Here is a 24242-nt window from a genome sequence, read left to right as displayed (position 1 = left end):
TACCTAACGTGTGCTAAAACCCAAAACACCTAGTCGGTTGTGACTTGCAAAACAAATGCATGTGCATCCCTCGAACCAATTACCGTTGGCCACCGCCATATTGCGCACGGTGCACACGTAACATTTCGTCTTAAATCCCCGCAGCCGCCTCTGTTGAAACGCCAGAACCCTATCGAGCAACAATAGATTCTCAGGCACAACTTCCGGGCATAGCAAAGGGGCGTGCGCTCCCCCATCGGGAATACACGCCCCATCACCAGCAATCATTTAGCAGCTAGTCGCCACCGCGAATCACCTTCACAGCTTCCTTAATTGGGCCGTCAAAACGCAGGTTACCGTGCTCCAGCACCACGCCACGGTCACAAATCTTAGAGACCAAATCCAAGTCATGGCTCACCACGGCAAGAGTTCTACCGGCAGAGCACAGCTCCTGAATCTTCGCAATGCACTTCTTCTGGAAAGGCTCATCACCCACCGCAAGAATCTCATCCACCAGGAAGATATCCGGGTTCGTATGCACCGCAACCGAAAACGCCAGACGTAGGTACATACCTGAAGAGTAGAACTTCACCTCGGTATCAATAAAGTCGTGAATCTCAGCAAAATCCACGATCGAATCGAAGGAAGCCTCAATCTCTTCCTTGGACATACCCAAAATCGCACCGTTGAGGTACACGTTATCGCGACCGGTCAGATCCGGGTGGAAACCAGCGCCCACCTCAATCAGACCCGCAATATTGCCGCGAGTGAGAACCTCGCCCTCGTCGGCGCGCATCACGCCAGAAATCATCTTCAGCAGCGTAGACTTACCCGAACCGTTCAGACCGAGAAGAGCCACACGCTCACCCTGACGAATGTCCAGGCTCACGCCGTTGAGCGCATTGAACCTCTCCGAAAGATCGCCCTTGCGGCCCTTAATCAGCCACACAAAAGCTTCCTTCATCGAACGGGTGTGGCGCAGAACGAAGCGCTTCACCAAATTCTCCACGTGAATCACCACGGGAGCGTCCGGGCTCACCGGCGGGAACTCAAGCTTCTTAATATCCACAGAATCAGAGCTCCTGGGCGAAGTTGCCTTCAAACTTACGGAAGAGCAAATCACCAATTAAAACGGTCAGCAGAGAAATACCAAGGGCAATCGGAGTCCACAAGCTGAAGAGATGCGGAACCACCTGCGAAGCAGGAAGCGCCAAATCCTCAGGACGGAGCGTCGGATGCCAGAAGCCATAGTGGAACAGCTCCACCGCAACCGTCAACGGGTTCATCATGAACACGTTGAACACCCATGGGTAGAGAGTTTCACGCACCATGGTCCAGGAGTACAGCACCGGCGAGAACCAGGTAGCCACCATCAGCAGCATGTCCACAATGTTCTCCGAATCGCGGAAGAACACGTTCGCCACGCCAAAAATCAGACCCAGACCATAGGACAGCATCATCACGATAAGCATGCCCACCAGAATCGACCCAAATGCAAGGAAGGTCGGGGACCACCCCACCAAGAAGCAGGCCAGTAGCATCACAGCAATCTGAGGCACAAAATGCACCAGAGCCACCCACACCGTCGACAGCGAGAACAACTCACGCGGCAGGTAAATCTTACGAATCAGCGCGCTGTTAACCACCATTGCGCGAGCACCATTACCAAAACCCTCCGAGAAGAAGTTAATGGCAATCATGCCCGAGAACAGGTACACCGCATAGTTGTGCATACCGCGTTCCAAGCCAAGGAACATACCCATGGCAATGTAGAACACCAGGAACTGCACACCCGGCTTAATGTACGACCACAAGATGCCCAGCACCGAGCCGCGGTAGCGAACCTGGATTTCCTTATCAACCAGCAGTCGAAGCAGGTAGCGGTTCTTCACCGCATCCAGGATGCCGCGCCCACGGCCGGGCGCCTTCAGGGGAACAGACTTCAGATCGTTCATCGGGTCAGCTCAGAATCCGTGTGCTCAGCGAAGGTCTTAGCCCACGCATCGTAAGAGGCAACCTCAGCAGCCTTCGAACGGTACTGCTCACGCAACTTATCCCAACCGGTCACTAGCTGAACGTGCAGCTTAGCGGCCTGAGCCAGCTTCGACTTGAGCTGCTCGGGGTCGCGGCGGTACCAGAACAGACCGGTACCCTCAGCGTTAGTAGCCAGAGCCGAGTCGAACTTCGACAGGGTCCACCAGTTAGTCTCGCCGTAGTTCAGCTGAATCTGCGGGTGAGTCTTCGCCTCTTCACTCACCGGCTTGAGCAGCTGACGAGCAACAGTCTTCGCGGTCCACGAAGCAAGCTTCGTGTAGCCCGGAGACGAGAAGGAACGGCGACCACGGAACGGAGGCTTCTTTGTCTGAATAGCCGGGAAGTCATCCACGTTCGGCTTCACCTGAGATTCCGGGTACTCCTTAGCCATCGCACGAATCACCGGCAGACGCTGCGAGAGCGAGGGGTGCAGGTGATCGGGGCCGGAGAGCAGATCCTTCAGCGCCATCAGGCGGCCAGCCTCGGTGTAGTACTGCATGGACAGGGTATGCTTGACGTCCAAGAACAGGGAGTCCAGCAGCACGCGGCCGCCCTTATCGAAGGGCGAGTGTAGCAGCGCCGTAATGAGGCGGTTGCGCTCGTGGTAGTACGCCTGCCAGCCGACGGAGTCATCCTTATCGGTCCAGGACACGTGCCACACGCCCGCACCGGGAAAGGACACGGTAGCGAAGCCCGCAGCCTTAGCGCGCAGACCGTACTCAGCGTCATCCCACTTCAGGAACAGCGGTAGAGACAGACCGATTTCCTTAATGACAGTGGTCGGGATGAGGCACATCCACCAACCGTTGTAGTCCACGTCCACGCGGCGGTGCAACCACGGGGTGCTACGCAGGTTATGGTAGCCCAGGTTGTGACCCATGCCCATGTCTTGGTGCGGCTTAGCGTAAAAGTTGCGCCACGGGTCAACAACCTCACCAAATGCGTGCAGGACCGAACGGTCATACATGTCGAACATGTGCGCACCCACGATAGTAGGTTCCTTGCAGTAGTTCGCAAAAGTCACCATACGCAGAATCGACTCGGGCTCAACGATGACGTCGTCATCGAGCAGTAGCACGTAATCGGATCCATTGTTGACAGCCTCGAACATGCCACGCGAGAAGCCGCCGGAACCACCCAGGTTGCCCTGGTTGATAATGCGGAACTTACCGGAGAGGGGCTTGACAACCTCTTCGAAGTCCTCGTGGTCCTGCACCTTCTGGGTGCCCTGATCCACAATCAGGAACTCGTGCACAGCATCGAAAATCTCGGGGCTCTCACCCAGAGCACGAATGTTGTTGATGCAGTACTCCACCTTGTTCATGGTAGTAATCTGGACGGTCGCCTGACCAGCCTTCACGTCCGCGCGGGGCTCAATATTGCCCAACCAGTTCGCTTCAATCAGCTCAAGGTCACCGGTACCAGCCAGGTCGAACCAGTACCAGCCGCCGTCACCGAATGGTGCCAGGGGCAGGGTGAAGGTGCTGGTCTCCTCGCCGGAGAGCAACTTCGCATCTACGCGCTGAATCACGCCACGGCCATTGGACTTGTACACAATGACCATGCCCTCGCCGCGAGTCTGAACGCTCAGCACGACCTTCTGCAGGTCGGTCCAGCGGCGCCAGTACGAAGCGGGGAACGCGTTGAAGTACGTACCGAAAGACAAGCTTTGGCCTGCATTCACGGTGATGGAGCGGCGGCTATTCAGACTGTTCGCGGCATCACGGTTCGCTCTAGCGCTCGACACAGACTGACCGGAGATGTTCATAGCCTCCGTAATGGAGGTGGAAGCGTCACCGTCAATACGGGTGGGCATCTGAACGCCGGTTGCAACACCCGCATCCACATACAGGGGGACGACGTCGGTCTCAACTGCGCTCGGGAAAATAACCCGCTGCAGGTTCTTCAAAGTCTTATCAGCCATGGTTATGCGTCGACACCACCGGACTCGATCTTCGCACCGTTAGCGAAGTGCGGGCGGATCTTGTTGTCGAACATGGACAATGCAGCACCGATAGCCATGTGCATATCGAGGTACTTGTAGGTACCCAGGCGACCACCGAACAGCACGTTGTTCTCGCCCTTAGCCAGGTCGCGGTACGCCAGCAGCTTCTCACGGTCCACGGAGGTGTTGACCGGGTAGTACGGCTCATCCCCCTTGTTAGCGAAGCGAGAGTACTCGCGCATGATGACGGTTGCGTCCTTAGTGTAGTCACGCTCGGGGTGGAAGTGACGGAACTCGTGGATGCGGGTGAACGGAACATCAGCATCGGGGTAGTTCATCACGGAGCAGCCTTGGAAGTCCTCAATCGGCAGGACCTCTTCTTCCAGGTCGATGGTACGCCAGGACAGGTCGCCCTCAGCATAGTCGAAGTAGCGGTCAACCGGACCGGTGTAGACCACGGGAATCTGACCCAGGACGTTCTCGCGAGAGTACTGGTGGCCGGGCTCGAAGAAGTCAGTGTTCAGGTGCACCTCAATGTTCGGGTGCGCCGCCATACGCTCCAGCCATGCTGCGTAGCCGTCAACGGGCAGACCCTCGTACTTGTCGTTGAAGTAGCGGTTGTCGTAGTTGTAGCGAACCGGCAGACGGGAAATGATGGATGCGGGCAGCTCTTCCGGCGGGGTCTGCCACTGCTTAGCGGTGTAGTGCTTGATGAACGCCTCGTACAGGGGGCGACCAATCAAGGAGATACCCTTATCGTTCAGGTTCTGCGGGTCGGTGCCAGCCAGCTCACCAGCCTGCTCAGCGATGAGCGCCTTTGCTTCTGCGGGAGAGTAAGCTGCGTTGAAGAACTGGTTGATGGTACCCAGGTTAATGGGCATGGGGTATACGATGCCGTTGTGGCGGGTGTACACGCGGTGTACGTAGTTGGTGAACTTGGTGAAACGGTTCACATACTCCCAGACACGCTCGTTGGAGGTGTGGAACAGGTGCGCACCGTAGCGGTGCACCTCAATACCGGTCTGCTTCTCCTTCTCGCTGTATGCGTTACCACCGATGTGGGAACGGCGGTCCAGCAGGGCAACTTTCAGGCCCAGCTCAGTGGCAGCCTGTTCTGCGATGGTCAGACCAAAGAGGCCCGAACCGACTACTACGAGGTCAGCGGTCAATGTTTTCTCCTGTATTATCACGGCGCACCGCCGCTTCTGCGAGGGCGGTATTCACCTACCAGATTGGACACATCCGAGGGTTCTCAGTCGCGCCGCAATCCGCACGGGCGGGTACAAAAACCCCTCCCGTGATGGATATAGTCATAATCTAAGATACCTGTTTATCAAGCACTACACATACTTATGACGTGCTTTTAGGGACTTTTGGACTATTGTTCGCGCCCTCTTTCTCTGGGTGAATATTCTTCACAAGCCCCGAGGTCAAGCGGGTCTAAGAAAGTTCTTTCTTCTGCGCATTTTTACGGCCTGCTCACAATAAAAGAATTTTATTTATGGGTAAATATTCACCCCACTCTATTTACTACGGTAATTAGCCGCCACATAGGGCCGCAAACACAAGCAACAGATCAGAGCGAGCACTTCAACGCTCTCACCCGCTACAAGAAAGCACCCCTGCCGGCATATTTGGGGACGCGCGCCGGTGCATACGAGAGGTGATTGGGGCGGTTTATCCACAGCTTTTTGAAAATTGGGGTGAAAAATTCAAAAAATACGAACATATTAGTTTATTTACAGATAATTTATTGAGCTTTGATAGTTTTTAATATTTTCTGAGAGTATGACTCTCTTCTTTCTCGACCACCACAACACCACCGACGCGCTCCCCTACCCTCGCGTACTCCGACTCAACGGCGAGGTGGCATCCAACGGAATACAGCTGCACCCCGGTAGCGCAGGTAACGCAAACCAGCAGGCTCTAGAGCAGGCACTCAACCACGCTCTGCAACGCTCTGCACCCGGCGCGCGCGCTAAAGCACAGGAGACGACATTCCAGCTACACCCCGAGCACAATAAGGACCCCCTCAACGCCTCGACAACGCTAAATATCCACATTCCGAACGAATCTCAGTCCCTGAATTCTCAGCCACTGAACGCGCCCGCCGTCAGCCTCCTGAACATTCTGCGGGGCCCCAACGCGGGCACAACCTTCCCCATCAGCCGCGGCCGCACCAGCCTCGGCAGGGCAGCGCTAACTGCCCGCGGAGGAGAACAACCACACCATATCCATCTGCAGGACCCCTTCCTCAAGCCGGTGCACGGCAGCTTCTACGCCGATAGTTCCGGCATCCGTTGGATCGAGAAGCATCCCGCCACGAGCGAGGGTAGCGAGAAAATGCAGGGAAGTAAGAAGGTACAGGGCAGAATGAGGGGGCAGAACGCCGAGCCGCACATCCTGCACTGGAACGAGCCCTTCCGCCTCGGCTCTTCACTCTGCGTACTTACCTCCCCCAGCACCGACGGCGAACACACCGCACAGAAGGCAAGTGTCACCGCCGCTACCCCCGGCTCTTCCTCCGATTCTTCCTCCGGCGAGCCCGTGCAAACACTCGCTCCCCTGGGCAATACCAGCAATCCCTTTGAGCCGGTGGGGGTGAACCCTCCCGCACCGCGTAAGCTCAAGCAGATTCTGTTGAGCGTATGCCTGCCAATTGTGGTGGGTCTGATTATTGCGCTGGCGACAGGCATGTGGTTCCTTCTGCTGATGTCTGCGGCATCTTCACTGCTGATGCTTCTGCATTTCTTTGGTGGTCAGGCGGAGAACCGTGCCGCATCGCAGCAGACTCATCAGGCGGCGTTGCAAGAAAAGGAACGTGCTCTCGCCCTGCCGACCGCGGGAGACCTGGCGATTTCGGGTCCCTCTGCCCTGCATGATGCCGCCTACCTCGCTATTGTGCTCGGGTGCGGTCCTCGCCACCCCTACCTGCGCGGCCGCAACCTCCCGCTGGGCGCTCTGGAGAAGCAGGATGCACCCCACTATCTACCGCTCCCAACCCCGGCTCTCGGTCACTACCTGAAGCTGGAGGAAGCGCATCTGCGCGCCTACCTGGTGCAGCTAGTGGCAGGCTATCCCGGTTCGATGCACATTCTGCTGGGTAGCGCTGATAGCGCTGGCCAGCAGCGAACTAATCGTCTGATGCAGACTCTGGCTGTGGTGCCGGGGGTGAGTGTGCATTGTCTGCCGGGTGTACAGCAGGAGAAGTATCTGCAGGCCCTACAGAGCAGCTTGCAGTCGGAGCTTTCCGCATCTTGTCCGCCGCTGATTCTCATGCCCCAGCAGGCGAGCGCTATCTACGCTCCCCTGCTGACCTCGCTGACCTCTGAGGCGGTCGCGGAGTCTTCACAGTCCCGTGCGTTCACTTCCCCGCGTGAACAAAAGGTGAATGCCCCAGCGCTCTGCGTGCTGGATAGTGCTGAGGGAGATAGTTCCGCCCATGCACCCGGTGCGCTTTTTGGTGCCGCCTGGGTTGAGTGCGCGAGTGAAGGTAGCCATCATCAGAGCATCCGCTACCGCGCGCAGGGCTATGCGGCGCCTCCAGTGCAGCCCATCGAGGGTGTCTACCAGGTGCATCCTCTGGCGTGTGAGGGTCTGTGTCAGCACGCCGATGGGCTCAGCGTTAAGGCGTTCTGTGCCGCTCTTGAGAACCTGTACCGCGCCGGGTGCGAGCAGGAGCAGGGCGCGCTCAGTGAGGCGCAGGTGCACCAGTCGGCACATCTTTTCTCTTCTCTCCAGTCGCAGAGTGCACGGCAAAGGAACCGCGCCGATGACATGGCGGTGGAGTCTGTTCTGCAGCGCTGGTCGGCTCAGTGTTACGCCTCCGATATTCGCTGCTACCTAGGTGTTTCTTCGGGTGGCTCGCTGAATATTGGTTTGTCTGAGCACGGTCCGCACTGGTTACTCGGTGGCACGACCGGCGCAGGCAAGTCGCAGCTGTTGCGTTCGCTGGTGCTCAGCGCTGCGCTACGTTACCCGCCCGAGCGCCTCGGCCTGATTCTGGTGGATTTCAAGGGCTCGGCTGGTTTGGGCCCTCTGGCTCAGCTGCCGCATGCGCTCAGCGTGTTGAGTAATTTTGATGTATCCGCGGTGGAGCGTGCGCTCGAATTTTTGCGCGCCGATATTCACCGCCGCGAGGTGGATCTGCAGGCGCTCGGCGTAAACTCCTACCGCGATTACCTGGCCTCCTGTCAGGCGGCGGGCACGACTCCGCACTACCCCGAGCTGCTGATTGTGGTGGATGAGTTCCGAATGCTCATCGATTCCATGCCGGATGCTATGGCTGAGCTAATGCGCATCGCCACGATTGGTCGCTCGCTGGGTCTGCATCTGGTGTTGGCGACTCAACGTCCGCAGGGTGCTATTTCGCAGGATATTCGCGCCAATATTGCCACGAGTATTTGCTTGCGCGTGGCGAGCGCGCAGGATTCATACAACCTGCTGGAGCATGAGTCTGCGGCGTATATTTCGGCCGCGCATCCGGGTGCCGGGTATGTGCGCCTGCCGGATGGCCGTTCCCTACCGTTCCGCGCCCCGCTGGTGGATGCGGTCCCCTCGAGCAGCGATGCCCGCCCGGTGCAGGTGTTGAGTCTAGAGGAGGGCGGCTGGCGTGAGCTGACTGCCGCTTCTGCCATTCAGAAGGGCAGCAGAAATGAGGATGAGCTGCTGATTCGTTCGGCGCAGCAGATTCGTACGCTCTATGAACGCGAGTACGCGCCGAGGAGTCTTCAGAAGAATGCGGTGGTTCAGGGTGAGTATTGCCCGATTCCGCCGGAGCTTCCCGAGAACACCCTGCTGCCTGTGTTGGAGGCGCCGGTTAGCGAACCGGTAGCGTACGGCATTGACCGGGCCGCCACCCCGCAGGAACCTGCAAACTCTGGTGCTGCCTCCGAAGGGTATCTATTGGGTGAGCTGGAGATTGCCCGCTACGGCGTGCGCCGCCCGATCAGCTGGTCGGGTCAGCAGGCGCTGGCATTGCTGGCGCAGAGCGCCGAACGAGCCCCGATGCTCTACGGGCTTTTAGCTCAGGCGTTCGCCGCCCGCACGCCGGTTGTTCTGCTGACCTCTGACGGTGCGCTCTGCCGCGACCTGGAACCTTACGCCGGTGCCTTTGAGGCGCTCGTGGGTGCGCAGGAACTTTCACATCTGCGGTTCTGCCTGGAGGAGCTGCGCACCCCGAACCTGTGGGGTGCCGAGGCTTCCACCCGCCCGCTCATTGTCGTGGATGGTCTAGACACTTGGCTGGAGTCGCTAGTTCGCCAACCCGATACGGAGAACCTGCTCTATGATCTGCTCTCACAGGGGTGCCGCCGCGGCTATTCGGTGGCGTTCACCTCCGCGTTGAACCCGCGCGGTCGTTTCGCCGCTGCGGCGCATTCCACGCTGTTGAGCCGCCGCTTCCTGGATGCTGACCTGATGCGTTCAACAAACAAGGACTACCCGACTCCGGCACAGAGCCACTACTGCGTGGAGGGTGCCATTAATGAGGAGTTGATTGGGGATCAGCCGCTGAGCGCTTCAATTCTTTCGCCCTGCGTTGCGGGTTTCCAGGAGTTGGTTCAGGTTCTGCAGGGTAACGCCACGAGCGCTTCTAAAGGGTCAGACACTCGCCCTGGCACTCTTCTGCGGCAGTTCCCCGAGTACTATCGCATGCCCTCGACCGAGTACGTGACCGCCGCCCACGCCACCTGCAATCCACGGGGCGCTAAACTGTTGGTCGCCTTTGACCGCGGGCAGATGCCGGTCTGGTTGAGCGCCCCGGCTGGCGCGGTAGTTCCGGTGCAGGGTTCCCGGTCGGCGGGTAAAAGCACCCTGCTGGAAAGCATTGCTCAGCTCAACCCGCAGCTGAGCACCCTCGTCCTTGAGGGTTCGGGCGGCACCATGGATGAGCCACCGAGTGTGGAACATACCCGTGCGCTCCTGGACTCGGTAAAGAACCCCGCGCGCACGCTCGTATTCATCGATGACCTGCAGTATCTCTCCCCCGCCGTTCAGCAGCTACTTCTGGAGCGTCGCGGTGAGTTCCGCGCCATGCTGGTCGCCTACACGCCGTGGCCGAGGCGCGCCTCCTCACCCCTGCTGGCTGCGCTCATGGGATGCTCGCGTGCGCTTCTGCTCGCTCCCGCATCCTTGGCGGATGCTGACATGTGCACAGTGACCGCACTGCCTCTGGATCGATTCACACAGGGCGAGCAGCCCGCTGGTCGTCTTGTGGTAATGGATGGTGCCTCCGTGTGCGCGGCACAGGTTCCCCTGGCGCTGGCCACGGCTACACAGGCTGTAACAGCTACGCAGAAGGTGCCGGTAGCAGTCTAGAGCTGAGCACTCTAGAGCCAGCTATCTAGGGTTTAGCGGCGCTAGGGTTTTACGCTCTAGGGATTTAGCGGTATCGGCGGCTGTACTTCTCTGCTTCTTCGCCCGACGCCTCGGTGACCGCTTCAATATAGCGGCGGCTACTGGGCATAAGCACGAAGATGAAGGCAGCCGCTGCGCCAATAACACCCGCAATCGTGATGATCTGGCCGATATTCAGGCCGTAAGCGCTCACGTTCATGACGAGGGTGCTTGCGGTGACCCACAGGGCACAGAGGGTAATTAGGATCATGGGCAGGCGCGAACCGAAGCGGCCGCGGTAAAAACGCAGGCCGAAGTAGGTCATGCCCGCAGCGATAAGCACCTGGAGTACGCCGCCCACAATCGCCTGGGCTGTAGATATACCACTGACGATAAAGGGGTAGAGGATACCGCGAATCAGAATGTATGCCGCGAAGACTTCGGTCAGAACGAATGCATAGATGACGTTGAACGGGCGTGACGTCACGGTGGGCTCCTCATGGTAGTGTTGGGGCAGACCGGGGTGTATTCGGTCCGATGGGCTGGCATTTGTCCGATGCGCTAGTGCGTTAGCGGGGGTGCTCCCCCGTCTCAGGTTCACCGCCTCGTCATCGGTGCGGTATTTCAGGGGTAGGTACCGCTTTATATTATGCATGAGGCGCCGCTCCCCCAGCCGCCCGCATCTCATCTATGAGACGCGGCGCAGGATATGCGTGTCAGCATGCGATTCCCCATCCCCTCAATTAGACAAAGGTTTACCTAAGTGATAGATGACTCAGTGTAATACTGAAGTTTTTAGAGAAAAGTACTTGTCACATCCGCTCCAACATGCGAAAGTTGATAAGTCAATTTTCACCCTAACGCTGGGTGAGCATCCCATCAGCGGATGTATTTGACACGCGCACAGGAAAATAGATGTGTCTTGCCACCGCGTGAGACCGTAAATCATGAAGGAGGTCCACCGTGGATTGGCGTAGTCGTGCAGCTTGTTTGGATAAGGATCCGGAGCTGTTCTTCCCCGTAGGAAACACCGGACCTGCCCTGTTGCAGATTGAAGAGGCAAAGACCGTCTGCCGCTCTTGCGAGGTTGTAGACGTCTGCCTGAAGTGGGCCATCGAGACCGGCCAGGACTCCGGTGTATGGGGTGGCACCAGTGAAGACGAGCGTCGTGCGATGAAGCGTCGCGCAGCTCGTGCCCGCCGTGCATCCTAACTTCCGGAGTATTCAATAGGGCATCAAAAGCGTGGTGCAGTGATTTAGAGTTACTGCACCACGCTTTTGCCATATACAGAACCCTTCGAGACAGCAAACTGCCGCCACCCCGTACTCGGGGCGGCGGCAGTTCCATATGTCATGTAAGAAGAGGCTTAGATGAGCACCGCGGTAATGACCACGCGGGTACCGGTCGGTTCGTTAGCCTCCCAGCGGATCGAGCCGTTCAGCTCACTCGCTACCAGGGTGCGCACAATCTGCATACCAAGACCTTCCTTGCCGGTCACCGGGCGGTACGCGTCGGGGCCGGATTCTTCAATCTTCTTATCACCCATGCCCTTACCGTCATCGGTAATCACAACGGTGAGGATGTTCTCACCCTCATCATTGATACCGCGAATGCCCTCAAGGGTCACAGTGCCGGTCTCACCGTCCAGGCCGTGCTCCACGGCGTTCGCGACAACCTCGTTGATAACCAGTGCCAGAGGGGTGGCGAACTGGCTCGGCAAAGCTCCAAAGGATCCAATCAGCTTGGTGGACACGTGCTGACCGGGTGAAGCAAGCTCAGCGGCAAGGTGGAACTGACGCTCAATCAGCTCGTCAAAGTCGACGTTTTGGGTCAGACCCTGCGAGAGCGCCTCGTGCACGGTAGCAATCGTTGCCACGCGGCGCATCGCCTGCTCCAGGCCCTGACGCGCCTCGTCCGTGGCCATACGGCGCGACTGCAGGCGCAGCAGAGCAGACACAGTCTGTAAGTTATTCTTCACGCGGTGGTGAATTTCGCGAATGGTCGCATCCTTAGTCATGAGTTCCAGCTCGCGGCGGCGCAGCTCGGTCACATCGCGGCATAGAATCACGGCGCCTTCACGTTCGATACGGGTACGCTTCTGCGCCAGCAGTGGGATGGATCGCATGGTCACGCGGGCACGGGCAATGACCAGTTCGGTGCGCAAGTCACTACGACCGGCAAGGACCAGTTGCAGGGTTTCATCCGCCTGTTCACCGGCGGGGAGCATCGCGCGGGTGACATCGGCAAGGTTTCGCTTTTCGAGGTAGCCGGTCATGCCCATACGGTTGTACATGGAGTTTGCGTTCGGGGAAGCGACGACCACACGACCGGAAGGGTCGAGCACAATAATGCCATCAATTACGCGGGGATTGCCCTGAGTGTTGTTTCCCTCCGCGAGGGGATCGGGCCACAGACCGGAGTGCACCATGGAAAGCATGGTATCGGCAACATACTCGTAGACTTCGCCGCTGATGCTCGGGTAGCCGCTCGGGGCGGCGACTCGGTGGCTGGTCAGCAATGCGATGGTGCGGTTATTGCGCACGATGGGAACGAAGGTCACGTGTACGCGCGGGCGGGCGCCAAGGCCTTCACCGCTTCCTTCGTCGGTGTAAGTGCTGATGTTCTGGTCAATCCAGACGCGGTATGCCTCGTCGCGGATTGCCTCATCCATCTCGTGCTCAATGATGTCGTGGTGGAAGAGGGTTCGGACATTGGAGGGGCGCACGTGAGCAATGGCACAGAAATTACTGGTTGCGCTGGGGCCGGATACGGCATCCGGAGAGCTACCGTCGGCAACAATGTAGTTGGTGGGGAACCATAAAACCAGGTCACTCTGGGCAATATCAGAGATGACCTGCCATTCACCCTTGATGAGGTGAATGCGTTCAGTATCGCCAGGACCGAAGTCGTAGGCGCTCAGAGTCGCTTCTGTAAAAGACATATGTTTGTGTGCTTCCCATGAGTTCGGGTGGATTCAACCATTTTACGGCTTGTTCGCCGCAATTCCCATTCAAACGGCAATACGTGGAATAGTTTACAGAGCATTTCTTGGAGCGCACTTTTAATCGCATATATTACGCAGCGCAATGAGATACCCCCTCAATTTTAAGGTGAAATATTCGCGCTACTCCCCTACCCTCAATATGCGTGAGGCGCAGAAAACCCGACCTGGTGGCGCTCCCAATTTCGGAATCTTATACCGGTAGGTCGGGTCTTCTTGTGCTCGCTTCTAACAGACAATAATTTTAGCGCTTTAGGCTCACGCTACGCGCCGGGCTTGACGCATGCGCCGACGCGTACAGCGTACATGCCTTCAAGCATCACTTCCAAGGACTGCACAACCGCGTGGCGGGGCGACACCTCCAGCAGCGCTTCACCGTTACGGCGCAAACGGTCCATGACCTTACGCTCATACGGAATCACACCGGTAAGCGGAACCGACAGGTAGCGTGCCCAGTTATCACGCATCTTCGCCTCGGGGTTGAATCCGGCGGCTTCGCGGCGGCTGCGGTTGAGCCAGTACTGCACATCCGTTTCGGGGGCGAAAAGATCCGGGCGCGACTGCACCTCGCGGGCGAGGTTAATCAGGCGTGGCAGGCCGATAACGTCCGCTTCTCCAAGCGCAATCACGCGGTCGGCGCAACCGAGCGCGGTGAGGGTTGCGGCGTTACGGCGCGGTGCCGGACCATCAAAGGTCAGTTCCTCGTCGACCTCGATGGGGGCGGCAACATCGCAGATGACCAGATCATATCGGTGTTTGAGCCATTCGAGTACCTCGGCGAAGGCGCGGGAGCGCACCTCGGGCCAACGCGAGGAGGAAGTAATGCCGCTCAAGAAGTCGAAGGTGCCGTTTTTGAGGGGCACACGCTCCATAATGGCGCCGGCTTTTTTCTCGTCGAGCTGGGCGCGGTCGGCGTCCGAGCAGAGAATTGCCAGGCCGGAGCCGGTATCCTCGAGTGCCATGAGCGCATCCAGGCTGGGCGCGTAGGTGTCTGCGTCGATGAGGCAGACCTGCTGGCCCTGCTGCGCGGCGAGGGCGGCGAGGTTGAAGGCAATGGTGCTTCGACCGGGCGCACCGTGGGTACCCCAGACGGTCACAATTGTGCCGAGGCGGTGGCCGGGCTGGTAGGGGGAGGGCGCGGAGAGGTCCTGGTTGATGTCCGGGAGCTGAGGCAGGGTGCCGTCGTTATTGTCGTTCTGCACGTGCAGGGCGTAGTCATTACCGGGCGCGAAAGAGTCGACGATGGCGGCGGCCTGGCTGAGCACGGATTCTTCGTTGCTGGGCACAACAGAGGAGGCTTCTACCGGGTCGTGCACGCCGGGTGCGTTTCCAGCGGATACTGCGGGGTCGATTCCGTAACTTCCGTAGGGCACGACGGTATTTGAGGAAGTGCCTGCGGCGGAGTCGTAGCCGTAGCCGCCCGATCCATAGCCAGCAGCGCTATAATCCTGACCGTAGCCGTACCCTACATCGTAGCCGTAACCGGCATCCTGACCGTAGGTGGCCTCGGGACGGCGGGCAATAGGCTGATTGGGCAGCTGAGCCGGAATCTGCGCAGGCACGCCGTATCCTGCGGTGGGCCGGGCGAGCGCCGCATCCACAGCCTGTTCGAGCGAGCCCAGGATCTCTTCAAGGGCTGCTTCGGGGCGGATGCGGTGTGCCTGCGTAGACAGCGGCAAGTTATCCGGGGCAATAACCGCCAGGAGCACTTCAGAAGCGGCGAGAGCGTCTACGGTGGAGGCGCTCATTTCGGCAGGCACGTGGGCGCAAAGCAGTACACGGGCGATGCCTGTGTGCGCCATGCCGACGGCTTCACTGAAGTCCTGCACGGTGCGCGCCACGGAGACGCGGCCGCGCTGGGATTCGATGCGGTTCAGGAGCGAGCCGTCATCGCCGTAGAGGATAACGGGGATGTTCACTGACCCTCCCCGTAGGTGCCGGGGATGAGGCTGATCTTGGAATCGCTATTGCTTTCCTTGACGAGGGCGGCGAGGGCTTCTTCCTTGACCCACAGCTGCACGGTTGCCTTGCCGTTGGCCCCGAGCACGCCTTCATCAACCGTTACAGCAACGATTTCGGCGTTGGTGACGATGGCGCGGGCACCATTTTCGTTGCGGTTATCGCTCTTAGTGTCGGGGTTACGCGGGCCGGAGGTCCACACATCCACACGCTCACCTGCCTTCAATGCGGAGGCGGCGGTGCGGTCAACGCTGACGGTGGCAAGGCGGCGTCCCGGGGAGGTTTCGGTACCTACAGATTCTTTGCTGATAAAGTTGCCAGCGGGGATGCGCTGGGTGGCGATTTTACCGTTTATCTGTGCGGCTTCGGCGCTGGTGAAGTACTTGTCCTTGGCGGAGTCGATGCCCGCTTCGACTCGGGCGAGTTTATCTTCGGTGATCTTCTCGCCGAGGCGGATTTCGCTTTTAGCCGTGTAGTACTCAGTTTTGCTGTTGTTGGCTTGCACATAGAGCTGCACACCGGTGATGGAGACGAGCACAAGAAGTACACCGAGGATGAACCGCCAGTCTTTGACGGTGGGCTTTTTGAGGCGCTTGGTATGGGTTTCGGTGAGGGTGGAACGCTTCGTCGCGTTCTGTCGTATGCGCATGATGTGGTTGTGCCTTTCGGTGCGGAAGCCGGCGGTGATTCCGGTGTTGTTCAACTGATCGATGAGCGATTGGTGTGCTTTCGATAGCGCTTTGTCTGGTTCTGACACTAACCCTAACAGTATATTTCATTTAGTACTCTCTCTCAAGAGTCGCGTTTATGAAATATTTTTGAGTCTTGCCCCTTTTGAATGGGTAATTAGATAACTTTTCAGCTCATATAAGGCTTTTTGCGAGCAAATTTCACGGTGATGACATATACTGAAAGTACTCAATAGATGTTCAGTACGGACTCTATAGAAAAGGCCACTAACGTTGGCTAAGGGACCCAGGATTTCACTCACGGAAAGGAATAATTTGATGACTGCACCTCGTTTCCTCACTCTGAGCGACGTTGCCGAGGAACTGCAGGTTTCGCTTTCGCAGGTGCGTGCTCTAGTGCGCAGCGGCGAACTTCCCGCCATTCAGATTGGTGGACGTAACCAGTGGCGTATTGAACGCTCTCGCTTTGAAGAGTACATTACCGAGCGCCACGAGCAGACTCTGGAGGCGATTGCTTCCGGCAAGCTCACTGCTAAGGCTAAGGTTGATTAGCATTTCGATATGCACCTCGCGGGCGTAATGCTTGAGTGTTTTAGAAAGGTCCGCTCCTTTCGTTGAGATTTCAATGGAGAGGGGCGGACCTTTTTGTGTGTACTGTTGCTTCTATAAGGGCATTTATACTTCTCGAGGCGTTTTTACGGGAGTTCCCACGAATTGCACTGTCCAGTATTTACCCTATGCTTTTAGCGTGAGATACGGGCAATGACTGCGCTAATACGAGCCAGCGGAATGGTGCGCACGCCAGCACCGCGAGGTGCACGGGAGTACCCCGAGGCACCCTGACCGTAACCACCCTGCACGCCATAGGCTGCACGCGAGTACTGGTCGCGTTCATAGATGCGCGGGTACTGGCCACCGTTGAGTAGGCGCAATTCCAGGAAGTCGGCGCCGACTCGCTCAATCACACCATCGTAGCTGACGGTGCCACCTTCAAGGGAGAGGCGGACGGGCTCACGCGCCATTGCGAGGGAGCGGAGGGCGAGCTGGATTTTCATGCGGTAGCGTTCGGGGCGAACATCAGCACGTCCAGGAGCGATGCCACCTTCCCACCAGAGCATTCCACGCAGGGGGATGATAATGTTTTCGCCGCGCGCATCGATGCTGACCCATTCTTCGCCGACCATTTCGAGCTTACCTTCATAGGTTTGCATGTCGGTGGCGCAGATGCGGATGGGGCCACCAACCTGTGCGAGGAGGCGGTCGTCGAGGGTGATAGTTGAATAGTGGACACGGGCGACTTGGCGGGCGTCCTGTTCCATATCCCAGGCGCGTTCGGAGGCGAGGCGCGCCTCAATGTCTCGTAGGAACTTTTCCATGCTCATACTATGACCCTACCCGAGGAGGGGTGCAGATACGAACCGGAGCATTTTCTGGTCAGATGATGACTCTCAAGCCTGATTTTTGAAGCAAATTCCATCAAATTATATATTTTTCATACATTTTAATGCGTTTTGCTTTATTTTTTTGCGCACCCTCCTGTATAAATGAAGCAACATCAAAAGCTATCAAATACATCATTTGGAGGTCACTGTGGACCATCTTCCCACTCCAGGCTCAGCCCCCGCAGCCTTCGCTTTACGCCCTGTCACCGTCGCTTCACGCTCTGCAGCCGCGCCTCGTACTGTCAGTGCAGAGGTAGCCGCCGCAGCAGACTCTGCAACCGAGTCCAGTGCTAAGGCAAACTACCAGGACGCGCTACTCTTCATCATCCCTCCCCTGCTTTCGGCAGCGGTCTTGGGCGCGTTGAGCGTGAACCTGCACCGCATCCCTTCGGCGCACCCTCTTGCTGACGCTTCGTTGCTCTGCGCTGGCGCGGCGGCAATCCTCATTACCGCCTGGTGGTTCATCAGTTTTATCTACGCGCTCTTCTACGCTTGGTCTTTGCGCGTTTCGAGCCACAACGCTGACCGCGCAGTTCTGAAGGTTCCGGCGTTTTTCCGTCCGCGCTTTATGCGCCGCATCGTTCTGACGCTCGGTGGCACGGCTCTTGGAGTGGGGGCGGTCTTGGCTCCCGCTCAGGCTACGGTAGTTACGCCCAGCAACGCCGGGGCAAACGGCACGGATGGACTGTCTCAGACAACTATTTCGGCAGTCATGACCACAGATTCAATGGGTGCCGTAGCATCAACGAGCACCGCGGCGGCAGAGACCAGCCCAGCCACCGTCTCAGATGCGGATCCCGCCAGTACCACCATGGACAGCACCACCCCGGAAGCGCCCTCCGCTCCCCTGGCCCTCTCTGCTAAGATTCCCGATATTCCGTTGGCTCCTCACCCCACGGAAGTGGCAGGCTCACTGCAGGATCGCAGCCCGTTCTTCTCTCCTCTCCGCGCTGAGGCGGGCACCTACTCCTACACGGTCCAGACAGGCGATACCCTCTGGTCTATTGCCGCTGAGCAACTGGGGGAAGGCACCGACGCCTCCACCATTTACAACTACACTCTCGATATTTACGAGGTGAATAAGGACGCTCTGGGCCAGAACGCCGAACTGCTCTACGCAGGGCAGGTTCTGCAGATTCCCGAACAACCCGTTCATTAGCCTTTTCTCACCCGATAGCTTTTCAAACACTCAATCTCATTCGCTCAACCCACCTCACATTCCCTGCCTTGAAAGGAGCCGTCATGAGCTTCGCCAACCTTCTCCCCCGCGCCCCGTGGACGCCGCCGCATGCTCAGTCTGCATTGCCTGCCTCCCGTAACAATCAGCCCGTCCGCCCGTATTCAAAGCGTCAGGCGGCACGTACCTCCCACCCGGTGGCTCAGCCTGTGCCTGCCTCGCAGGTCGCTCCGCTACCGGAGCAAGGGCAGGGCACGATGGCACTGGTGCAGAGTAGGAACAACTCGTCGGTCTATTCACTATTGCCGCTGCCGCGTTATGAGCAGCATTCGGCGCAGCACCCGCCGACTGCGTTGAGGGGCCGTCCATTGCGCCCTGCGGATACGTTGACTCGCCAGCTGGAGGGTCGTTGCGCGGGTGTGGCAATTGCTTATCTGGAGATCATGTCGGCTCGTCGTTCACGTCAGCAGCTGGCGCAGTGGGTGTCAGCGGATTGTTTCCACCGTCTGCTACCATTTTTCCCCAAAAATCCGCGCCAGGTGCGCAAGGAGATGCTGTTGACTCTTCCGCCGGTTCTGTTGCGGGTACGAGCGCAGAAGGTGCACGAGGAGCTCTACGAAGTGGTGACGCTACTGCGTTGTGCGGATAAGGTTCGCGTGGTGACCATGCAGATGCGCCTGATTCACGGTATGTGGCTGATTACCGCGATTGAGCAGCCTCAGAGCCGAACGGACGAAGACTAAGGTATCCCGTACACAACACGCACAGACATGCAGAGACACGCAGAGAGGGTGCAAATCCGGTATTGGATTCGCACCCTCTCTGTTGCGTCTATAGCGTTTTCGAGTTTACGCCGAGGCTAGCTCTCCTTGGTGCGCTCAACGTGAACCTGCTCGTGGCCGTCCTCATCGGGGGCGGAGTACTGCAGGAACTTCGGGCGCGAAGGTTCAGCCAGACGTACGGCAGAAGCCTGAGTACGCTGCTTGGACAGGTCCAGGTTAAACAGGTAGGTTACGGTCTCTTCACGGACCGCGCCGAGCATCAACTGGTACATGTCGTAGCCTTCACGCTGGTACTCGACCAGCGGGTCACGCTGAGCCATTGCACGCAGGCCGATACCTTCCTTGAGGTATTCCATCTCGTACAGGTGCTCGGGCCAGCGCTCACCAATGACGGACAGCATGACGCGGCGTTCAATTTCACGCATGCTCTCTTCGCCGATGCTCTTTTCACGCTCATCGTAGATGAGGTGTGCGTCCGCCAAAACTTCCTTCACGATCTGGTCGCGAGTAATCTTGGTGCGGTCTCCAGCGTCCTCTGCTAAGTCGTCCACGGTGATGGAGATGGGGTACACCTGCTTGAGTGCATCCCAGAGTTCGTCGAAGTCCCAATCCTCGGCGTGACCTTCAGAGACACGGGCGTCAATGATGGTGGTCAGCACTTCGTCCATGAAACCGGAGATCTGGCCCTTCAGGTCGTCACCGTGCAGGATGCGGCCGCGGTCCTTGTAGATTGCTTCGCGCTGGCGGTTGAGCACATCGTCATACTTGAGCACGTTCTTACGCTGCTCAGCGTTACGGCCCTCAACGTTTGCCTGCGCGGTAGCGATAGCGCGGCTAACGATCTTGGAGTCCAGTGCGGAGTCCTCGGGGGCTGCCGACATGAGGCGGGTTGCCATGCCGGTGTTGAACAGGCGCATCAGTTCGTCGGTCAACGACAGGTAGAAGCGGGACTCCCCCGGGTCACCCTGACGGCCGGAACGACCGCGCAGCTGGTTGTCGATACGGCGGGACTCGTGACGCTCAGTACCGAGCACGTACAGGCCACCGAGCTCGGTGACTTCCTTATGCTCTTCTGCTGCGGCGTCTTCGCAGGCCTTCAGAACCTCGGGCCAGCGTGCCTCGTACGCCTCGGAGTTGGTGTTCGGGTCCAGGCCGAGCTCACGCATCTTCTCGACGGCCTCAAATTCGGGGTTACCGCCGAGCATAATGTCGGTACCACGACCAGCCATGTTGGTTGCCACGGTGACGGCGCCCTTACGGCCCGCCTGCGCAACAATAGCTGCCTCACGCTCGTTGTTCTTTGCATTTAGCACCTCGTGGCGCACGCCTGCCTTCGCCAGCTGGCGGGACAGGTATTCGGAGTTCTCCACGCTTGCGGTACCGACCAGAATCGGCTGGCCCTTTTCGTGGCGTTCCTTAATGTCCTTGACGACCGCCTTGAACTTGGCGATTTCGTCGCGGTACACCTTATCGGGGTTGTCGATGCGCTGCACACCCTTGTTGGTGGGGATGGGCACCACGCCGAGCTCGTAGGTGTTCATGAACTCTGCCGCTTCGGTTTCCGCGGTACCGGTCATACCGGACAGCTTGTCGTACATGCGGAAGTAGTTCTGCAGGGTCACAGTCGCCATGGTCTGGTTCTCAGGCTTGATTTCGACGCCTTCCTTCGCCTCAATCGCCTGGTGGATGCCGTCGTTGTAGCGGCGGCCCGGCAGAATACGACCGGTGTGCTCGTCAACAATCAGGACTTCACCGTCAATGACCACGTAGTCCTTGTTGTTGGTGAACAGCTCCTTCGCCTTGATGGAGTTGTTCAGGAAGCCAATAAGCGGGGTGTTCTTGGATTCGTAGAGATTCTTCACACCCAGGTGGTCTTCCACCTTGTCAATACCGGGTTCAAGGATACCGACGGTGCGCTTCTTCTCATCTACTTCGTAGTCTTCACCGCGCTTGAGCAGGGTTGCGGCAATACGCGCGAACTCTGCGTACCAGCGGTTCGCCTCACCGGCTGCGGGGCCGGAAATGATCAGAGGGGTACGCGCCTCATCGATCAGGATGGAGTCCACCTCATCGATAATGGCGAAGTTGTGACCGCGCTGAACCTGCTCCTCCACGGTCCATGCCATGTTGTCACGCAGGTAGTCGAAGCCAAACTCGTTATTCGTACCGTAGGTAATGTCTGCGGCGTACTGCTTACGACGCTCATCAGGTTCCATGGAGGAGAGAATAACGCCACACTCCATGCCGAGGAAGCGGAACACACGACCCATGAGGTTCGCCTGGTACTCAGCCAGGTAGTCGTTAACAGTCACAATGTGAACGCCCTTGCCGCTCAGCGCATTCAGGTACGCGGGCAGGGTCGCGACGAGGGTCTTACCCTCACCGGTCTTCATTTCGGCAATGTTACCCAGGTGCAGCGCTGCACCACCCATGAGCTGAACGTCGTAGTGGCGCTTGCCCAGGGTGCGCTTGGATGCTTCACGGACTACCGCAAAGGCCTCCGGCAGCATAATGTCGAGGGATTCGCCGTCGTTGACGCGCTCGCGGAACTTGTCAGTTTCCGCTCGCAGTTCCTCATCGGTCATAGATGCGAAGCTGTCCTCGAGCGAGTTCACCGCCTTAGTGTACGCTTCGAGCTGTCGCAGAACCCTCTTATCGCCGGTTCGGAGGATTTTCTCCAAGAAAGATGCCACTGAGCTTCTACTCCTTGCTTGTTTCGGTACCCTCACCAAGGGCGCGCAAAAGTGCGCGCGGTGAGGCCTTCCTACATATTGTATGGCAGAGCCGCCTAATTCACCCGTCCGAGCTATTTTTTACGCTGTACGCCCAGAGGTAACATTTTGTGACGTTGCGCGTCATTCATCCTCTGCTGAGGTGGAGGGAGCACCGGGTTCCGGGGTCGGGCGCAACCCCGTACTGAGAATCCGAGCTGAGAACCTCAGCTGTAGAAGGCAGAGAAAAACCCGGGAGCCTGAAGATTCACAGTGCGTGTTTCCAGACCGCCCGGGTCTTTAGCCTGCTCACTGGGCATGCCGCCTCAGCAGTTAGCAGGTACCTTGGATTTTACTCGTCGTCCAGAGTAATGATGCCGTAGCTCCAGCCCTTACGACGGTATGCCGCAGCCGGTGCCCCGGTCTCGCTGTCAATGTACAGGTAGAAGTCATGGCCGACCAATTCCATACGGTCAACAGCTTCTGCGGGAGTCAGACGCTCGCCCTTGAAGCTCTTGTGGCGAATCTCAATGGGAGATGCTGCCTCATCGGCGAGGGTCACCTCACTATTATCGAATGCTGCTTCTTCCACCGGAATATCCGGCAACAGAATCTCGGTAATTGCTTCGGTAACCACGGGAATCGAGCCGGTAGCGTCCGCCACGGATACGGGGTGCTTGCCACCGCGCTTGTGCAGCTTGCGGCGGTCACGTGCACGGCGCAGACGCTCCAGGAGCTTGCCGTAGGTTTCATCGAAGACCGCGAACTTATCGTTACCCTGGGCTTCGGAACGGAGGACAGGACCGGTACCAACGACGGTAATCTCAACGCGGATGGACTCGCCACCCAGATGACCGTCCTTGCTGAACTTGACGTCAATGTCCTTCACGTTATCGCCGAGCTGAGCGAACTTCTGAACCTTGTCGCTCACGTATTCTTCCAGGCGTTCGGTGACCTTGATATTGCGGCCGTAGATGTTGACTTCCACGATCATTCCCTCCAGGTTGGGGGCTTATACCGCGTCCGGTTGGACCCGGTACGGGGGATTCGACTCCGGTGCCGTTCCCTTACACACATTTTAGTACGAAACATGCCGTATATCACTGTATGTGACAAATATTTAGCCCAAATAATAGTTACTCGTCCGTCTGCGAACTTTAAGAGCTAAAAATCGTGTATCTCTTGCAACTAATTACAAGAAACGCTATGTCAGCATTCTTTTCGGTACCGCAGCAACCGCACACACACCCAGCACCCGCGAACCTGATTCCTGTAGCACGCGCACCATCTCAGAGGCGGTCGCTCCGGTGGTTACCACGTCATCACAAATAACACTGAGCTGCCCCGAACACAGGGCAGGCTCCATGACGCGTAAAGCACCGTGCATCCGCTCGGCACGGCCCACAGCGCCCAGGGTCTTCTGCTCGTTCTTTGCCTCAGAAGCACTCAGAAGAGAAGACACTATGTGAGAAGACCCCACACGTGAAGATAAGGAGGCGCCGCTCCCCTGCCGATTACGAGGCGCGTAACCAATGACGTCCACAACCCGCACCCGCACCGAGTCGGGCAGACGCTGATTGAGCTGACGCGCCGCCTCCTGCACCAAAAGATTCGCCGGCGCATACCCGCGGTGGCGCACACTCTGCGCCGAAGACGGTGCCGGAATCAGCAGCACCTCAACCGGTGCTGCAGAAGCATCTACAGGAGAGATAGAAGACGCCGGTGCGCTCTGAAGCTCAACCCGATGCGCCCGAAGAAGCTCATACACGCTACGCGCCAGCCCCTCGCCTAACAGTGGCAACAAATCAGTGCGACCAGCGTTCTTCAACGCCAACAGGGCACGCGGCATAATGCCCACGTAACGGGACGCCGCACGCACCTCAGGAGCAACCGCGCCTTCAAGAGGTTGCAGAACCTGCACACGTTCCACATGCGCCAACGCCGAACGTAGCTGCGGCAAGCATTGTTCACACAGCGGCGAGCCGACACCGTAGAGGACCGGCACCGCACAGCACGGGCAGGTACGCGGCATCAATACCTCGCCCAAAGCCCCGCTGGCATTCTTGAAAGCCCCGGCAAGGCGGGTCAAAGGCTCGTTCAAGGGCACGTTGCTAGAGCGCGCATTGTTTGAGGGCACGCTGGAGGAATCGTTCAAACCACGCTGTTCTGAAGTCACCGAGAGCACC

At 58.2% G+C, this 24242-nt stretch carries 17 protein-coding genes; 5 read left to right on the top strand and 12 right to left on the bottom strand.

From position 1 onward, the window contains the following. Window positions 1-274 precede the first annotated feature (274 nt). The 4 genes from ACUXHH_RS03040 to glf are packed head-to-tail and all read right to left on the bottom strand — an operon-like array spanning window position 275 to window position 5127. Window positions 275-1048, bottom strand: a complete 774-nt coding sequence (locus ACUXHH_RS03040) for an ABC transporter ATP-binding protein (protein WP_458390795.1) — start codon at window positions 1046-1048, stop codon at window positions 275-277. A 4-nt stretch (window positions 1049-1052) separates the two neighbouring features. Next, entirely contained in the window at window positions 1053-1934 is an 882-nt protein-coding gene (locus tag ACUXHH_RS03035; protein WP_279742094.1) for an ABC transporter permease, read from the bottom strand. After that, window positions 1931-3937, bottom strand: coding sequence for a glycosyltransferase (locus ACUXHH_RS03030; protein ID WP_279790057.1), 2007 nt, complete (start codon window positions 3935-3937; stop codon window positions 1931-1933). Before ACUXHH_RS03030 ends, ACUXHH_RS03035 begins: the two co-directional genes overlap by 4 nt. A 2-nt stretch (window positions 3938-3939) precedes the next feature. Further along, on the bottom strand, window positions 3940-5127 hold the full coding sequence (glf, locus tag ACUXHH_RS03025) for a UDP-galactopyranose mutase (RefSeq protein WP_279742096.1): 1188 nt from the start codon (window positions 5125-5127) through the stop codon (window positions 3940-3942). 619 nt (window positions 5128-5746) lie between these two features. On the opposite strand from glf, the gene ACUXHH_RS03020 reads away from it, so the two are divergent. Then, complete coding sequence (locus ACUXHH_RS03020) at window positions 5747-10276, top strand: FtsK/SpoIIIE domain-containing protein (protein ID WP_458390794.1); 4530 nt, start codon at window positions 5747-5749, stop codon at window positions 10274-10276. Window positions 10277-10340: 64 nt separating this feature from the next. On the opposite strand, the gene ACUXHH_RS03015 is transcribed toward ACUXHH_RS03020, so the two are convergent. Then, on the bottom strand, window positions 10341-10781 hold the full coding sequence (locus tag ACUXHH_RS03015; RefSeq protein ID WP_279742099.1) for an alpha-N-acetylglucosamine transferase: 441 nt from the start codon (window positions 10779-10781) through the stop codon (window positions 10341-10343). Between the two features lie 476 nt (window positions 10782-11257). On the opposite strand from ACUXHH_RS03015, the gene ACUXHH_RS03010 reads away from it, so the two are divergent. Next, complete coding sequence (locus ACUXHH_RS03010; RefSeq protein ID WP_005505386.1) at window positions 11258-11506, top strand: WhiB family transcriptional regulator; 249 nt, start codon at window positions 11258-11260, stop codon at window positions 11504-11506. Between the two features lie 155 nt (window positions 11507-11661). On the opposite strand, the gene ACUXHH_RS03005 is transcribed toward ACUXHH_RS03010, so the two are convergent. The 3 genes from ACUXHH_RS03005 to ACUXHH_RS02995 all read right to left on the bottom strand — a co-directional run bounded on the left by ACUXHH_RS03005 (window position 11662) and on the right by ACUXHH_RS02995 (window position 15904). Further along, window positions 11662-13236, bottom strand: coding sequence for a sensor histidine kinase (locus ACUXHH_RS03005; RefSeq protein ID WP_279742100.1), 1575 nt, complete (start codon window positions 13234-13236; stop codon window positions 11662-11664). Window positions 13237-13559: 323 nt separating this feature from the next. Beyond that, window positions 13560-15215: an AAA family ATPase gene (locus ACUXHH_RS03000; protein ID WP_458390793.1), complete on the bottom strand. Its 1656-nt coding sequence runs from the start codon at window positions 15213-15215 to the stop codon at window positions 13560-13562. Then, on the bottom strand, window positions 15212-15904 hold the full coding sequence (locus ACUXHH_RS02995) for an SAF domain-containing protein (RefSeq protein WP_458390792.1): 693 nt from the start codon (window positions 15902-15904) through the stop codon (window positions 15212-15214). Before ACUXHH_RS02995 ends, ACUXHH_RS03000 begins: the two co-directional genes overlap by 4 nt. Before the next feature lie 358 nt (window positions 15905-16262). On the opposite strand from ACUXHH_RS02995, the gene ACUXHH_RS02990 reads away from it, so the two are divergent. Then, window positions 16263-16496 carry a helix-turn-helix domain-containing protein gene (locus ACUXHH_RS02990; protein WP_005505378.1) on the top strand — a complete coding sequence of 78 codons (234 nt, stop codon included), beginning with the start codon at window positions 16263-16265 and terminating at the stop codon, window positions 16494-16496. 191 nt (window positions 16497-16687) lie between these two features. Here ACUXHH_RS02990 and ACUXHH_RS02985 read toward each other — a convergent pair whose 3' ends face one another. Next, window positions 16688-17326 carry a histidine kinase gene (locus ACUXHH_RS02985; RefSeq protein ID WP_279789508.1) on the bottom strand — a complete coding sequence of 213 codons (639 nt, stop codon included), beginning with the start codon at window positions 17324-17326 and terminating at the stop codon, window positions 16688-16690. Window positions 17327-17534: 208 nt separating this feature from the next. On the opposite strand from ACUXHH_RS02985, the gene ACUXHH_RS02980 reads away from it, so the two are divergent. Then, window positions 17535-18545 carry a LysM peptidoglycan-binding domain-containing protein gene (locus ACUXHH_RS02980; RefSeq protein ID WP_279742105.1) on the top strand — a complete coding sequence of 337 codons (1011 nt, stop codon included), beginning with the start codon at window positions 17535-17537 and terminating at the stop codon, window positions 18543-18545. An 83-nt stretch (window positions 18546-18628) separates the two neighbouring features. After that, window positions 18629-19306: an Rv3235 family protein gene (locus ACUXHH_RS02975; RefSeq protein ID WP_458390791.1), complete on the top strand. Its 678-nt coding sequence runs from the start codon at window positions 18629-18631 to the stop codon at window positions 19304-19306. 116 nt (window positions 19307-19422) lie between these two features. On the opposite strand, the gene secA is transcribed toward ACUXHH_RS02975, so the two are convergent. The 3 genes from secA to ACUXHH_RS02960 all read right to left on the bottom strand — a co-directional run bounded on the left by secA (window position 19423) and on the right by ACUXHH_RS02960 (window position 24232). Beyond that, window positions 19423-22038 (bottom strand): preprotein translocase subunit SecA, encoded by a 2616-nt coding sequence (gene secA / locus ACUXHH_RS02970; RefSeq protein ID WP_458390790.1) that lies wholly within the window; start codon window positions 22036-22038, stop codon window positions 19423-19425. A gap of 370 nt (window positions 22039-22408) precedes the next feature. Then, on the bottom strand, window positions 22409-23044 hold the full coding sequence (hpf, locus tag ACUXHH_RS02965) for a ribosome hibernation-promoting factor, HPF/YfiA family (protein ID WP_314078916.1): 636 nt from the start codon (window positions 23042-23044) through the stop codon (window positions 22409-22411). A 216-nt stretch (window positions 23045-23260) separates the two neighbouring features. Then, window positions 23261-24232 carry a ComF family protein gene (locus tag ACUXHH_RS02960; RefSeq protein WP_279742109.1) on the bottom strand — a complete coding sequence of 324 codons (972 nt, stop codon included), beginning with the start codon at window positions 24230-24232 and terminating at the stop codon, window positions 23261-23263. Window positions 24233-24242: the final 10 nt, after the last annotated feature.

Source organism: Rothia sp. 110740021-2 (assembly GCF_054263775.1).
Note: the sequence above shows the minus strand (reverse complement) of the source record. Positions and strands in the feature narration are given on the sequence as shown.